This window comes from Sphaerisporangium rhizosphaerae (genome assembly GCF_042665155.1).
GTDB classification, from domain to species: Bacteria; Actinomycetota; Actinomycetes; order Streptosporangiales; family Streptosporangiaceae; genus Sphaerisporangium; species Sphaerisporangium rhizosphaerae.
Window position 1 is genome coordinate 95,443 of record NZ_JBHTCG010000016.1, and the last position, 13,892, is coordinate 109,334.

At 75.7% G+C, this 13,892-nt stretch carries 8 protein-coding genes; all 8 read right to left on the reverse strand.

The annotated features are described in order from the left end of the window. Nucleotides 1-32 precede the first annotated feature (32 nt). The 8 genes from ACFQSB_RS23305 to ACFQSB_RS23340 all read right to left on the reverse strand — a co-directional run bounded on the left by ACFQSB_RS23305 (nucleotide 33) and on the right by ACFQSB_RS23340 (nucleotide 13,864). Complete coding sequence (locus tag ACFQSB_RS23305; RefSeq protein ID WP_380829054.1) at nucleotides 33-2,870, reverse strand: FtsX-like permease family protein; 2,838 nt, start codon at nucleotides 2,868-2,870, stop codon at nucleotides 33-35. Then, nucleotides 2,867-6,094 (reverse strand): permease, encoded by a 3,228-nt coding sequence (locus tag ACFQSB_RS23310; protein WP_380829055.1) that lies wholly within the window; start codon nucleotides 6,092-6,094, stop codon nucleotides 2,867-2,869. Before ACFQSB_RS23310 ends, ACFQSB_RS23305 begins: the two co-directional genes overlap by 4 nt. Nucleotides 6,095-6,096: 2 nt before the next feature. Then, a complete protein-coding gene (locus ACFQSB_RS23315) occupies nucleotides 6,097-6,231 on the reverse strand; it encodes a hypothetical protein (protein WP_380829056.1) in 135 nt (44 codons plus the stop codon). After that, nucleotides 6,228-6,932, reverse strand: coding sequence for an ABC transporter ATP-binding protein (locus ACFQSB_RS23320; RefSeq protein WP_354851827.1), 705 nt, complete (start codon nucleotides 6,930-6,932; stop codon nucleotides 6,228-6,230). Before ACFQSB_RS23320 ends, ACFQSB_RS23315 begins: the two co-directional genes overlap by 4 nt. Then, entirely contained in the window at nucleotides 6,929-7,861 is a 933-nt protein-coding gene (locus tag ACFQSB_RS23325) for an ABC transporter ATP-binding protein (protein WP_380829058.1), read from the reverse strand. The genes ACFQSB_RS23320 and ACFQSB_RS23325 overlap by 4 nt, the downstream gene beginning before the upstream one ends. A gap of 241 nt (nucleotides 7,862-8,102) precedes the next feature. Beyond that, entirely contained in the window at nucleotides 8,103-9,905 is a 1,803-nt protein-coding gene (locus ACFQSB_RS23330) for a glycoside hydrolase family 27 protein (RefSeq protein ID WP_380829059.1), read from the reverse strand. Between the two features lie 412 nt (nucleotides 9,906-10,317). Further along, complete coding sequence (locus ACFQSB_RS23335; protein ID WP_380829060.1) at nucleotides 10,318-11,961, reverse strand: M28 family peptidase; 1,644 nt, start codon at nucleotides 11,959-11,961, stop codon at nucleotides 10,318-10,320. Between the two features lie 430 nt (nucleotides 11,962-12,391). Continuing rightward, nucleotides 12,392-13,864 (reverse strand): arabinofuranosidase catalytic domain-containing protein, encoded by a 1,473-nt coding sequence (locus tag ACFQSB_RS23340; protein WP_380829061.1) that lies wholly within the window; start codon nucleotides 13,862-13,864, stop codon nucleotides 12,392-12,394. Nucleotides 13,865-13,892 lie beyond the last annotated feature (28 nt).

A 13,892-nucleotide genomic window follows, 5' to 3' on the forward strand; every position in this document is an offset into this window, starting at 1 on the left:
CCGTCCGCCGCATGAGCCGAGGACGCCGGCGACTATCCCTCGCCCGCGCGCAGGACCTCGCCCAGCCGCCGGCGGCGTCGCAGCGCCGACTCGATCGGCACCACCGCGGCGACCGCCGCCGTCAGCGCGAGGGCCAGCAGGCCGAGCCGCCACCAGGGCGGCGCCGGGGCCGGGTCGGTGGCCTGGCCGGTGACCAGCCGCAGCGCCAGCGGGCCGGCCGCGAGACGCGCGACCAGCAGTCCGAGCGACGGGCCGGTCACGGCGGCGACCACCACCGGCGGCAGCAGTTCGCCCGCGGCGACCCAGCGGGCGTCCCGCGGCCGCAGACCGAGCGTCCGCAACCGGGTCAGGGTCTGCCAGCGATCAGGCGCGCTCGCGGCGGCGCCGAGGGCCAGCGCCAGCAACCCGAGGGCGAGCAGGGTCGCGGCCGAGGCCCACGCCGACCACAGCAGGCCTGAGGTCAGCGGCGCCGCGCGGCGCGCGCGCTCCACCTCCGCGCGCACCACGGGCTTGGCGGCGACGGCGGCGACGGCGCCGGTGGCCACCGCCCGCGCCGCCCCGGGGCCGTTCACCCAGATCGTGTTCGGCACCGACGGCATCCCTGCGGCGGCGAGCGCCCCGGCGTCCACGATGACCACGTCGTCGGCGTCGCCGGCGGGGGGCGCCGTGCCGACCGCGGTGAGCCGGACGGCCGGGGCGGCGTCCCTGAGCAGGTCCAGCCGCATTCCGGGACGCAGGCCGCCGTCGCCCGAGCGCACCAGCGCGGGGACGCCCGCGTGACCCGGCGCCGTGAGCCGGGAGAGCTGGGGAGCGTCGTCCCGCAGCGGGGTCGCGGCCAGCAGCCGCCGGAAGGCGGAGGCGTCCACGACGACCAGGCGCGGCAGGACGAGCTCGGAGTCGGCGGAGACGCGCGCCGTGTCGTCCACCCGCCCGGCGACGGCCTGCCGCACCCCCGGCGCGGCGGCGACGCGCCGGACCAGCGCGGGCGTGGAGGACGCGGCGGCGGAGGAGACGTTGAGGCGGGCGTCGGCGCCCACGGTGCGCCACGCCCCGTCGGTCAGGCTCTGGGAGGCGGTGGCCTCCAGGATGAGCGCGAACGACGCCAGGGCCGTGGAGGTCACCAGGACCAGCAGCGGCAGCAGGCGCGCGGACGCCGCGGCGGCCCGCGCGGCGCCGAACACCGCGAGCGGGCGGCGCGAGCGCAGCGCCCGGTTCAGCGCGAAGCGCGTCCCGGCGGGCAGCAGCCGCAGCAGCAGAAGGGTGACGGCGATGATCCCGAGGGCGGGCGCGCTCGCGGGCAGCGCGAGCCCACCGTCTGAGGCCGCCCCGGCGCCGGCCGCGCCACCGGCAGTGTCACCGGCCGGGACGATACCGCGCTGGTACAGCGCGACGAAGGCGGCGGCCGCGGCGATCACCACCGCGGCCTCGAAGGTGGCGCGGCGCAGCAGGCCGGTGCGGCGTACCCAGAGGCGCGCGGCCCGGTTGGCCGGAACGCGCCGGTCGCGGGTGGCCCGGGCGGCGGCGAGCGTGCCGAACGCCGGGCCGGCGGCGGCAGCGGCCAGGACGACGGGGACCGCCCACCCCCAGGAGGCGTCCTGGGCGATCGCGTGGGCCAGGGCGAGCCCGGCCGCGGCGGCCGCCAGCGCCACGACCGCGGACTCCAGCAGCAGTTCGGCGCACAGGACGGGCAGGGCCGCCCCCCGTCGCCGCGCGGCGGCCAGCGCCGGGGCGCGGCGGCGGGCCAGCAGGTCGGCGGCGAGCAGCAGGACCAGGACCGCGGCGGCCAGGACGCCGGTGAGCAGGACCGACGCCTGCGCGAACGCGGCGTTGACCTGGGTCTGGACGTCGCGCAGCACGGCGTCGAGCCGTGTTTCCCACTTCAGCGAGCCGTCGCGGGCCCCTGAGGAGCCGGAGGCGGCCTTCAGGGCGACCACGGAGGCCGCGATCGGCTCGGTGAGGTCCCAGGAGAACCTCCGCGCGTCCGGGGGGAACCGGACGACGCGCTGCAACTGCTCCTGGTCCAGGGCGAGGCGGGCGTCGGGCAGCGAGGTGGGAGACAGCAGCCCGGCGAGCCGCGTGGTGCCGATGCCGTCCGCGCCGGCCACGGGGCGCAGCAGCCACGGGAAGTGTTCCCAGATGGGGTCGGCGGCGTCGGCCGGGCGGAAGACGCCGCTGACCCGCACGTCCTTGACCCGGCCGCCCTCGTCCTCGAGCGGGATGCGCGTGCCGGGCCGCGCCTTGAGCGCCGCGGCGTCGGCCTCCGACAGACCGACCTGCACCGGCCACGGCGGCGAGTCGTAGCCCACCTCGGTGTAGTCGCCCCAAGGGTTGGACGGCTCGGGCGGGCGGCCCGCGACCCAGGTCACACGCGGCCCGCCGTCCCCGCCGTCGCCCGCGGCGAGGTAGGCGAGCTGGAAGGTGCGCAGCACGCTGCCATCGGTGATCTTCAGGGGCGTGCTGCTGACGGTCGCCAGGGGCGGGCGCAGCGCGGCGCGCAGGTGGGGGGCCAGCGCGTCGGCGGCCCGGTCGCGGAGGCCGGCGACGTCGTCGGCCAGACGCGGATGGCGGACGCGGCCGCCGTTCGGGCCGCCGTCGTCCTCCCAGCCTGCCCGCACCACCAGGTCGTCGCCGGCGTCGCGGCCGACCGCGTCACGGACGGCGGCGTCGGCGGTGGCGCGCAGCAGCGGCGGCACGGCGCCGGCGAGCAGGGTGACGACCACCACGACGGCGGCGGCCAGCAGCAGGGGACCGGCGTCGGCGAGGGCGCGGCCGCGGACGCTGGGCCAGTGCAGGCCCGGCGGCCACCAGCGGACGGCGCGCCGCCGCGCGAGGGGCGGGTCCGGCGGCCGCCGCGCGGTGCGGCCGGTCACGACGCCACCCGCAGGTGGGCGGCGTCGGCGCGGCGGGCCTGGACGGTGACCACGACGGTCACCGCGAGCGCGCACAGCGCCGGCAGCAGGGCGAGCAGAGCCGCCTCGGCGGGCCACGGCCAGCTCGGCAGGGCGTCCGGGACGGGCGCCGCGCCGGTGTCGGAGCGGATGAGCAAAGGCGCGACGGCGTGGGTGGCGAGCGCGCCGACGGCCCCGCCCGCCGCGATCAGGGGCAGCAGGACGCCGACGTGCTGGCCGAGCAGCATGGTGCGGATCTCGCGCCGCACCATGCCGATGCCGCGCAGCCGCGCCACCTCCACGGCGCGGACCTGCAGGTCGCAGGTCACGTGCAGGACGACGCCGACGAGCAGCAGCAGGCCCGAGGCGAGGACGAGCAGCCGGAGCGCGGCCGGCACTCCGGCGCGCAGCGGGCCGCCGGCCAGGCGGGCGGTCTCGGCGGCGCGGGTGGTGACGGGGCCGAGGTTCAGGGCGGCGGCGCGCGCGGCGGCGTCGCCGCGCGTGGGACGGCCCGCCCACCAGGCGTCCACCGGGGATTCCAGGTCGCCGCCGACCACCAGGGCGCGCGACAGGGCGTCCAGGTCGGCCAGGATGGCGGCGGCCCCCGGCGCGGAGGGGACGGTGGGCAGCACCTCGGTGACGCGGATCGGGACGGCCGTGGTGCCGACGGTGAGGCTGAGCCGCGAGCCGGGCCGGGCGCCGGCCTCACCGGCGAAGCGGTCCGAGACGGCCACGGGCACCGGCCCAGGGGCGGGAAAGGCGGTGGCCACCAAGGTCCGGGCGGCCTCCGGCGGCCCCCGGAAGGTGACGCTCGTCGTCATCGTCAGCCGGGCGCCCTCGGGAGTGCCAGTGAGGGCGGCGGCCGGGTTGCCGAGCTGCCCGGGGATGGGCTCGGCGGAGACGGCGCTCCACGACGACCCGGCGGCCGCGCCGGCGGAGGACGCGTCCCGCGGCATCGTGAGCGTGACGGCGACGCGGCTCTCGCCCGGCGGGGGCTCCGCGTAGCCGAAGGCGCTGATGCCGCCTGGCCCGTCCTGGCCGGGCGTGATCGGAAGGGACACCGCGACCAGCCGCAGCCCTGCGGCCGTCGCGCAGGGCGGCAGCAGGTGGGCACGGCCGTCGAGCGGGACGGGGGCGCCGGTGCAGGGAGTGCGCAGCCCCGTGGCGTCCTGCAACAGCACCCAGGGCGTCACGCTCAGCCGGGCTCCGCCGCTCGCCGTCCCGGTGAGGGTGAACCGCGCGCCGGCCGGGACGGGGACGCCGGCGGCCCGCTCCCGCGGCGCGAGGGCGGCGCCCACCTCCCGCCAGCTCCGGCCGTCGTCGAGCCGGCCGCGCAGCAGGGCCTCGGCGCGGGTGGTGTCCACGGCGACCAGCCGCAACGCGTCCCCGGCGTTGCCCAGCCACTGCCCGACCGCCACCCCACGGTCGGTGACCGGGCTCACCGCTCCCGCGGTGGCCGCGGCGACGGCCGCGCCCTGCCCGGCGGCCGGCGGGGCGGTGAGCGCGAGGGCGAGGTCCGTGCCGACGGACAGGTCGGCCTGGTCGTGCTGCGAGCGCTGCCAGGTGGCCTCGAAGGCCGTGCCGAAGGTGCCGGCCGCGCAGGCCAGGCCCACCAGCAGGCCCGCGGCCACCGCCTGCGGCCGCCTGGCGGCCTCGAAGGCGGCCAGCGGGACCACCAGCCCGCGGGCCCGCCGCGCCAGCCGGTCGGCGACCCGCAGGGCGGGCAGCGCCAGGCGCAGCGCCAGCGCGGCGCCCGCGGTGAGAAGCAGCGCCGGAGCGAGCACGCGGACCGCGTCGGCGCGGGGATCGGAGCCGGCCGGCTGGGAGTGCAGCTGCCACCAGCCCGCGGCGGCGAACGCCACGAGCGCCAGGTCGGCGCCGGAGCGGGCCAGCAGCTCCCGCCGTTGGCGGCCCTCGCCTGCCGCGGCGGCGGGCCGGAGCGCGGGGACGACGAGCATCACCGCGAGCGCCAGCGTGCCGCCGGTAACGGCGAGCACCTGTGCGCCGGTCACGCCCCAGGAGGCGGCGAGCCCCGCGCCCGCCATCGGCGGCAGGTGGGTCAGGCCGGCGTGCAGCGCGGAGGAGGCGGGGACCGCGAGCGCGACGGCGAGGACGGTCAGCGCGCCGGCCTCGGCGGCCGCGACGCCGGCGAGCCGGCCGCGACCGGCGCCGAGGGCGGACAGCAGGGCGGTCTCGCAGGCGCGCACGCCGGCGGTGAGCCGGCCGGCCAGGGCGAGGGCGGCCGCGGTCAGGGCGATGGCGAGGACGGCGACGGCGAGCACGGTGGCCGCGGTGACCTGCTGCTGCTCCCGCGCTGCCCGCAGGGTCAACGGCAGCCGGGAGGCGACGCGCTCGATCTGCACCCGGTCACCGAGGACGCGCCCCAGCCGGCGGTCGGCCCCGAGCACGGATCCGGTGACGGTGTCCAGGTCGCGGCTGGTGGGCGCGGACAGGTCGGGGTGGGCGGCGATCTCCAGCCGGTCGATCGTGGAGCCGCCGGCGAGCAGGTCGGCCAGGTCGACGACGAACGGCCCGTAGGCGTGGACCGGCTGCTGGGAGCGGCCGTCGTTGTAGGCGAGGTCGTAGCCGGCGGCGGCGAGCGGATCGCGCTCCCAGCCGGCGCCCGGCCGCGGGCGCACGACGCCGACGACGCTCACCTCGACCGGCGGGGCGGAGTCGCTGGACAGCTCGGCGCCGAGGCGGACGCGGCTGCCGAGGGCGAGGCCGAGCAGCCGCGCGGTGGGCTCGAACACCACGGCCTCGAGAGGCGCGGCCGGGCCCGCGGCGCCGGCCGCGGGCCGCGGCCAGCGTCCGTCGACCAATTCGGCCTGGGCCGGCAGGCGCTCCACACCCGACAGATAGCCCTCGGCCGGCACGCCCTTCCCCCCGCCGCCCGCCGGCGCGAGCGAGCGCATCACCGAGGACGCGCGCGCCGCCGTCGTCGCGGCGAACGGGGCGAGCGCCGAGGTGAGCACACCCCGGGTGTCGTCGGCGACCGACCGCGCGTCCGGGCCACGGACGGTGACGGCGTAGGCCGTGACCTGGACCTCTTCGGGGGCGGCGCGGGAGGCGGCGACCTCCAGCGCCTGTTCGGCGGTGCGGGTGACCAGCAGGGCGCACGTGCCGAGCACGGTGGGGCCGATCATGACGACCGCCAGCAGCGCCGCCAGCAGGGGCCACTGCGCGCGGGCCCGCGGGAGGAGCATCCTCAACACGGGCGGCTCACGACCACCGCGCCGGTCCGGCCGATGATCTCGCCGGCGCCGACCCGGACGGCCGGCGACCCCGCCGCGTCCCCGGCGGTGGAGGGCTCAATCGCGACGGCCCGCGCGATGGCGGTCACGAGGCCTCCCGCTCGTCGAGGCGGCCGTCGTTGATCCGCATCACTCTGTCCGCGAGCGCGATCATCGTCGGGTCGTGGGTGGACACCAGCGCCGTGACGCCCTCGGACTCCACGACCCCGCGCAGCAGCGCCATCACCGACAGGCCGGTCTCGGCGTCCAACTGCCCGGTCGGCTCGTCCGCGATCAGCAGTCGCGGCGAGGCGGCCAGGGCGCGGGCGATCGCCACCCGTTGCCGCTGGCCGCCGGACAGCTCGTCAGGACGCTGCTGGGCGTGGCCGGCCAGGCCCACCAGTTCCAGCAACAGCTCGACGCGGCGCTCGCGCTCCGCCGGGGCGACGCGGGCCAGCCGCAACGGGGCGCCGATGTTCTCCGCGGCCGAGAGCACCGGGATCAGGCCGAACGTCTGGAACACGTAGGCGACCTTCTCGCGCCGTAACAGCGACAGGCCGTCCTCGTCCAGGGCGGTGACTTCGGCGCCGTCGACCAGGACGGTGCCGGCGTCCGGGCGGTCCAGGCCGCCGATGACGTTGAGCAGGGTGGTCTTGCCGCTGCCCGAGCGGCCGATGAGGGCGGCCATGGTGCCTGGGGCCAGGTCGAACGACACCTCGCGCAGGGCGTGGACGGCGGCCGGCCCGGTGCCGAAGCGCCGGTGGACGCCGCGCACCGACAGCAGCGGCCCGGCGCCGGGAACGGCGCTCACGCGTCCGCGCCGAGGTCGGGGTGGATCGCGACGTGGTCGGCCTCCAGCGCGAGCCGGACCCGTCTGGTCAGCGCCAGCGCTTCGCGGTAGTCGCGCGGCACCTGCACCCGCCCGGCGCGGTCCATCACCGCGTACTCCTCGGCGATCACCCGCGTGCCGCCGTCGGTGCCGGTGGCCGTGCGGCGCAGCACCTCGCTGCTGGTGCGCCCGTCGCGGATCGCCACGGTGCGCTCGACCTGGCCGCTGACCTCGGGATCGTGGGTCACGATGACGACGGTGACCCCGAGCCGCCGGTTGACGTCCCGCAGCGTCGCGAAGACCTCGGCGGAGGTGGCGGTGTCCAGCTCGCCGGTCGGTTCGTCGGCCAGCAGGACGCGGGGCCGGTTGGCGAGGGCCACCGCGATGGCGACCCGCATCTGCTGCCCGCCGGACAGCTGCGCGGGACGCCGGTCGGCGCAGCCGGCGACGCCGAGGGCTTCCAGCAGTTCGGCGGCGCGGGCGCGCCGGACCCTGGCCGGCGTGCGGGCCGCGGTCATCGGCAGGTCGACCATCTGACGCGCGGTCAGGTAGGGGATGAGGTTGGCGGCCGTCTGCTGCCGGACGAATCCCACGGTGTGCCGCCGGTAGCGCACGCGGTCGGCACGGGACATCGCCAGCAGGTTCCACCGGTCGACGCGCGCCCGGCCGGCGGTGGGGGCGTCGATGCCGGCGAGGATGGACAGCAACGTCGACTTGCCCGACCCGGACGCCCCGACGACGGCGATCATCTCGCCCTCCTCCACGGCCAGGTCGAGCCCCTGTAGCGCCTGCACCTCGACCGACCCCGACTGGTAGATGCGCACCAGGCTCTCGCAGACGATCAGCGCGTCCTGCCCGTACTCCGGCGCGCGCGCGGGCGGCTGCGGCAGGGACAGCGGCGTGATAGGCATTCCCGCTCCTTCGGCCCGGCGTCGCGCTGACTCCGGCCAGACTCTATAGCCTCCGCCCTCCCGGCCGTCAGCCGCCGGAGGGGCGCGGCGTCTCCGGCGCCCGGAGCATGGAGCGACCGGTGGCATGGCCGGCGTCGCCGCGAGGACGGCCGGCGGCCGGTCGATGGTTTCGCGCCGCGGGCCGCGCCCGCCCCCGCGCCGGTGGGGGCGGGGGCGGGGGCGAGGCGGGACGCGGGTGGGCTCAGGTGCGGGTCCAGCGCTGGTTGGCGCCGCCGTTGCAGTCCCAGATCACGAGTTTCGTGCCGTTGGCGGACGCGTTGTCGGGCACGTCCAGGCACTTGTTCGCGCCGACGGCGGTGATGGTGCCGTCGGAGTTGAACCGCCACTGCTGGTTGTTCTGCCCGTTGCAGTCCCAGATGACCACCGGGGAGCGGTTGGCCGTGGCCCGGTTGGACACATCCAGGCACTTGCCGCCGTACACCCGCAGCTCACCGGAGGCGGTCGGCGTCCACTGCTGGTTGGCCTGCCCGTTGCAGTCCCAGATCTGGGCCGCGGACCCGTTGGTCTGGGACGCGCCCGAAACGTCGAGACACCGGCCCGAGCTCACGCTCTTGATCGCCCCCGCGCCGGTGGTCGGCGTCGGCGTCGGCGTCGCGGTCGGCGTCGCGCTCGGTGTCGGGGAGGGCGTGCCCGTGGTGCCAGTGACGGTGATCAGGACCGCTTCGCGCGCGGGGACGGTGACGGTGTAGGAGCCGGTGAAGGTGCCCGCGTCGGTCGCCGTCCACAGGTTGCGCACGGTGGCCGCGCCGGTGAGGCCGAGATCGGACCAGCGGGCGGTGATGGAGGCGGCGGAGGTGGTGCGGTTGAGCAGCAGCACCGCCCGCCGTCCGGTGCCCGACAGGACCTTGCTGTACACCTGGCGCCCGGTCTGGTCCTCGGCCACCTTCACGCCCTGCCGGCCGAGCGCGTCCTGGTCGACGGCCAGCACCTCGCGGTTGGTCAGGATGGCCCTGGTCTCGGCGCTCATCGTGGCGAGGTTGTTGCCGGCCAGCAGCGGCGCGCCCGAGATCGCCCACAGCCCCATGTGGGTGCGGTTCTGGGCGGCCGTGAAGCTCGGCATGCCGACGATGAGCATGTCGGGGTCGTTGTAGCGGCCGGGGCTCTGGGCGCTCGGGTGCTGGGCGGAGTCGAAGTTGGCCAGCACGCGGTCCATCGACGCGCTCTGCCCCCAGTAGATGATGTCGCCGCTGGTGCGCCACATCGTGGACATGGCGGGCGCCCAGTTCCACGGGCTCTGGTTGCCCCAGTTGCAGACCGACAGCACCATCGGCCGGCCGGTCTGCGCGGTGGCCCTGCCGATCGCGTCGCTGATGGCCTGGTAGGTGCGCTGGGAGTCCAGGCCCTCGGCGTTGCCGCCGCACCAGTCGACCTTGACGAAGTCGAAGCCCCACTGGGAGAACGCCAGGAAGTCCTGGTCGTAATGGCCCTCGCTGCCGCTGCCCGGCGCCGCCGGACGCCCGGTGGGGTAGTAGTAGCCGCACCCGTCGCGGCCGGCGTCGGTGTAGATGCCGGCCTTGAGACCCTTGCTGTGGATGTAGTCGGCGATCGCCTTCATCCCGCCGGGCCACTCATTGGTGTCCACGGTGATGTTGCCCGAGCCGTCCCGGGTGCCCTGCCACCAGCCCTCGTCGATGTTGACGTACTGGTAGCCGGCGTCCTTCATCCCCGAGGACACCATGGCGTCCGTCTGCGCCTTGATCACGTTGTAGTTGATCTGGGCCGCGAAGGTGTTCCAGGACGCCCAGCCCATGGGCGGCGTCGTCACCGGGGACGCGGCGGCGGCCGCTCCCGCCTGCGCTGCGTCCGTGGTGTCCGCCCTTCCCATGGTGTGCGCCGTGTCGGCGAGCGCCCATCCGGCCGATGCCACCGTGAGGATCGCCAGATGCGCGGCGACCAGCAGCCGCAGCCCGAGGCGGGCCGGGCGGAACCGGACGCTCGTGATGGCGGCGCGGGACGGTGGCCGTGCGGCTCTGCGTAGTCGCATCCGTAGCTCCTTCGGGTACCAGGCTCCGCCGGGGGCCGGCCGACGCTGTTAGCGCTAACAATTCCGCCGCCGGATCTCCGGGCGAGATGGGGGTGGGGAGCCTCGCGGTGGAGGTGGTGGCGGCTGCGCGAGCAAATACGACGGGGCCCGATCTCGTCAACACCCCGGTCCCGGCCGTTTCCGGCGCCGTCCGCCGGCCGTCGCGCGTCATCTGCGCGGACGACGCACGGCCGCACCGCGCGCCCGGGGCGCGGTGATGAAACGTTCACACCGGCGCCCGCCGCCGGACGGCGGGGCACGGCCGGCGCGGCCCCGCCGGAGATCCTCCGGCGGAGCCGCCGGCCGCGGGATGCCGATCCCCGGCCGTGCCGGTGCCGCTCGTTCCGCTCGGTTCGCGGCGTCCCGGCCCGCCTCAGACGGTGATGCTCCACGTGTCGAGGTAGCCGGTGTCGAGCCGGTAGTCGTCGGTCACCTGCAGCGTCCAGGTCCCCGCGGCCGTCTGGCTGACCGGGACCGAGTAGGTCCGGGTGCCGTAGGAGGTGCAGGATGAGCCGCCGCTGCTGTCGATGGTGTAGTACGTCCCGTTCGGGCCGCGCAGGCGGATCCGCAGGTCCTCGGCGCAGGTGTGCGAGATCGTCACCCTGACCTGGACCGGTGAGACGGCACTGCCGGTCGCGGTCGAGGTGACCGAACTGTTGATCGTCGACAGGTCGTTGATGGTGTAGTCGGTGTCGTTGGTGAACGTGCGGCTCCCGCTCGTGCCGCTGACCGTGAGCGTCCACGTCGTGGTGCGGGTGGCGGTCTCACCGGTGCCGGTGACGGTGATGGCGTAGGTGCCGCTCGGCGTCGAGGACGAGGTGGCGAGCGTGAGCGTCGAGGAGCCGCCGGAGGTCACCGAGGCCGGGCCGAAGGTGGCCGTGGCGCCGCCCGGCAGCCCGGACGCCGTCAGGTTGACCGTCTGGGCGGTGCCCGACGTCGTCGCGGTGCTGATCGTGGTCGTGGCCGTCTGGCCCGCCTGCACCGAACCCGAGGCGGGGGCGGCGCCGATCGAGAAGTCCCTGCCGGTGGAGGTGCCCACGGCCTGGGTCCAGATCGCGTACGCCAGGGCGTCGCCGGCCCGGTCCAGGATGGTGTCGTTGATGTTGGCCGTGGTGTCACACGAACGGTGGTAGCAGGAGTCGTACGCCCGTCCGGAGGTGCCGCCCCACTTGGCCGCCTGCGCCGAGGTCTTGGTGGCGCTGGCGCCGGCCGCGACGCCGGAGGTGGCGATGCCCGCGTTGCGGAAGGAGGCGTCGTCGGAGCGGTTGGCGCCCTCGGTGTTCTCCTCCGGCGCGAGGCCCAGGTTGGTGTAGAACGCCCGCAGGTCGGCGGCGGCCGCGGTGGTGATGTTGTTGATGAAGTACCCGCCGTTGGGCGAGCCGACCATGTCGAAGTTGAGGTACTGCTTGATCTTCGAGCGATCGGCCGAGCTCAGCGAGGTGACGTAGGCGCGCGAGCCGAGCAGGCCCTGCTCCTCGTCGCTCCACCAGCCGAACCGCACGTGTTTGCTCATCGACGGGCGCTGCGCGGCCAGGGTCAGCGCGACCTCCAGGAGCATCGACGACCCCGAGCCGTTGTCGTTGATGCCGGGACCGGCCGAGACGCTGTCCAGGTGGGCGCCGGACATGATGACCTGGCTCTCGTCCCCGCCGGGCCAGTCGGCGATCAGGTCGGGCCCCGCGCCGCTGGTACAGCCCGGGGTGCAGGTCACGCGCCGGGTCGTGTAGCCGGCGGCCTGCAGCCGCTGCTCGACGTAGGCGACCGACGCGGTGTAGCCCGGGCCGGTCGACCTGCGGGTGCCGCCGTTGGCGTCGGCGATGCTCTGCAACTGGCTCAGGTGGGCCTTGATGTTCTGCAGGCTGACGTCGGGAGGCGCCAGGGCGGTGACGGGGGCGCTCGCGGGTGCGCCGTTCCGGGTGCTTCCCGGTGGCGCCTGGGCGGTCGCGGGGGTCGTGGACGACAGCAGGCCGATCAGGGCCATGGCGACGGTCGCCGTGAGCGCAGCGGTGCGCCTCATGCGGATCTTCCTTTCTCGGCGTCCCACGCCCGCGCCCGCGCCGTGGACGCGGGCAGCGCTCATCGCGCCGTCACGGACAGCGGAAACGGCGCGGAGGTGGGACTGGGGGTGGGAAAAGGAATGCTCACACGCCGGATGGGCCGGGTGCGCCGGACACGCCGGTCGGTGGCCGAGACTCCTGCGGCGCCGGCACTCCCCGGGCGCGGAGTGAGGTTGTACCGCCGGTACGGCTACGACGATGCACGACGCTCCTGACCTCCGAGGGGCGGTTCTCCTTGTGCGCGACGGTAGAACCCCGCCACCGAGCCGTACATACGTAGCTACGTCCGTACATATACGGAAAAAGCCCGACCGGGGGGTGCCCGGTCGGGCGCGGCCGCCGGCCACGGCCCGCCCCCCGGGTGTCCGGTGGTGGCGGGCCGTGCCGGGGTCAGCGGTAGCCGGCGGCGACGATGTTGGCGTGCACGGCGTTCTCGGCGGCGTCGGAGGGATAGCCCGCGACCATCGCCCCCTCGTAGAACGTCCCCACGCTCTGGTTCCTGTTGTCGATGCAGCAGTCACCGCCGCTGCCGAGGATGATCGCCCCCTGCTTCTTCATCGGGCTGTATCCCCTGGGCAGCGAGCCGTCCCACAGGGTGGTCAGGCCGCCGGACTGCGCGTTGCCGCCCTTGATGGCGAAGCGGGAGGTGCCGTTGTTCTTCAGCGTCGCGGTGACGAACTTGCTGGTGAAGGCCCGCTGGTTGGGGTTCCAGGAGCTGCTTCCCCCGGGGTAGAGCCCGTATTCGAGGTCGGCCTGCACCCAGGGGCCCGAGCCGGAGCAGCCGCCGAACCAGCAGCTGGTGCCGAAGTAGATCGCGTCCATGGCCCCGGCGCCGTCGGCCCTCCTGGTCGTCTCGCTGTTGCCGTAGTCGAAGCAGCATCCGCTGTTGACGTGCGTGCCGCTGGTCACCATGTACATGCCCTCGGGCGCGCTGCCGGTGGGGATGCCGGTGGTGTGGCCGTCCCGCCAGTAGCTGCTCGACCCGGGGATGAAGAGCGAGTAGGCCTTGCTGTTGCCGACCGTCAGCGACTCCTTGGTCGCGCTCGCGGGGGAGACGGCGCCGCCGACGCCGCCGGACCCCTGGTAGCCGAGGTTGTTCCCGCGTCCGGACTGGTCGAAGATGATGGTGACGACGCACGAGGTGCCCGAGCAGAAGGAGTCCTGGGACGCGGCGTTGGCGACGCCGCCCGTGCTCAGCACGCCGATGTTGCGGGTGGTGTTGTCCGACGAGCGCCTGACCTGGTACAGGCTCCCGCTGTAGGAGCGGTAGAGCGCCCGCGTCATGCTGTGCGCGGCCACACACGGCGTACCGCCCGCGGCGTAGATGTCGCACGGCAGATCCGAAGCCTGCGGCGTCGGAGTGGGCGTGGGAGTGGGCGTCGGGGTCGGGGTCGGGTTGGGCGTTGGCGTCACCGTCGGCGTGGGAGTGGGAGTGGGCGTCGGCGAGCCGGTCACGCCGGTGCAGGTCGTGCCGTTGAGCGCGAAGCTCGCCGGCACCGGGTTGCTGCCGCTCCAGGTGCCGTTGAAGCCGAAGCTCGTGTTCGCGCCGGTGCCCAGCGACCCGTTGTAGGAGGCGTTGGTCACGGTGACCTGGGCGCCCGACTGCGCGGCCGAGCCGTTCCACAGCTGGCTGATGGTCTGCCCCGCCCCGAACGACCAGGTCAGGCGCCAGCCGTTGATCGGGTCGCCGAGGTTGGTGATGGTGACGTTCGCCCCGAAACCGTCCTGCCACTGGTTGGTCACCGCGTAGTCCACGCGGCATCCCGCCGCGGCTTGGACGGCGGGCGCGGTCAGCGCGCCGACGGCGCTGATCGCCAGGGCGACCCCGGCTGCCAGCCAGAGCCGTACGCGGGGAATCTTCATGCGTGCTCCCAAGGGTGCGTTCAACGGA

Coding starts and splice junctions, on each gene's coding strand:
- ACFQSB_RS23330 (WP_380829059.1), bottom strand. CDS start 9,905: ATGCGACTACGCAGAGCCGCACGGCCACCGTCCCGCGCCGCCATCACG.
- ACFQSB_RS23310 (WP_380829055.1), bottom strand. CDS start 6,094: ATGCTCCTCCCGCGGGCCCGCGCGCAGTGGCCCCTGCTGGCGGCGCTG.
- ACFQSB_RS23325 (WP_380829058.1), bottom strand. CDS start 7,861: ATGCCTATCACGCCGCTGTCCCTGCCGCAGCCGCCCGCGCGCGCGCCG.
- ACFQSB_RS23340 (WP_380829061.1), bottom strand. CDS start 13,864: ATGAAGATTCCCCGCGTACGGCTCTGGCTGGCAGCCGGGGTCGCCCTG.
- ACFQSB_RS23335 (WP_380829060.1), bottom strand. CDS start 11,961: ATGAGGCGCACCGCTGCGCTCACGGCGACCGTCGCCATGGCCCTGATC.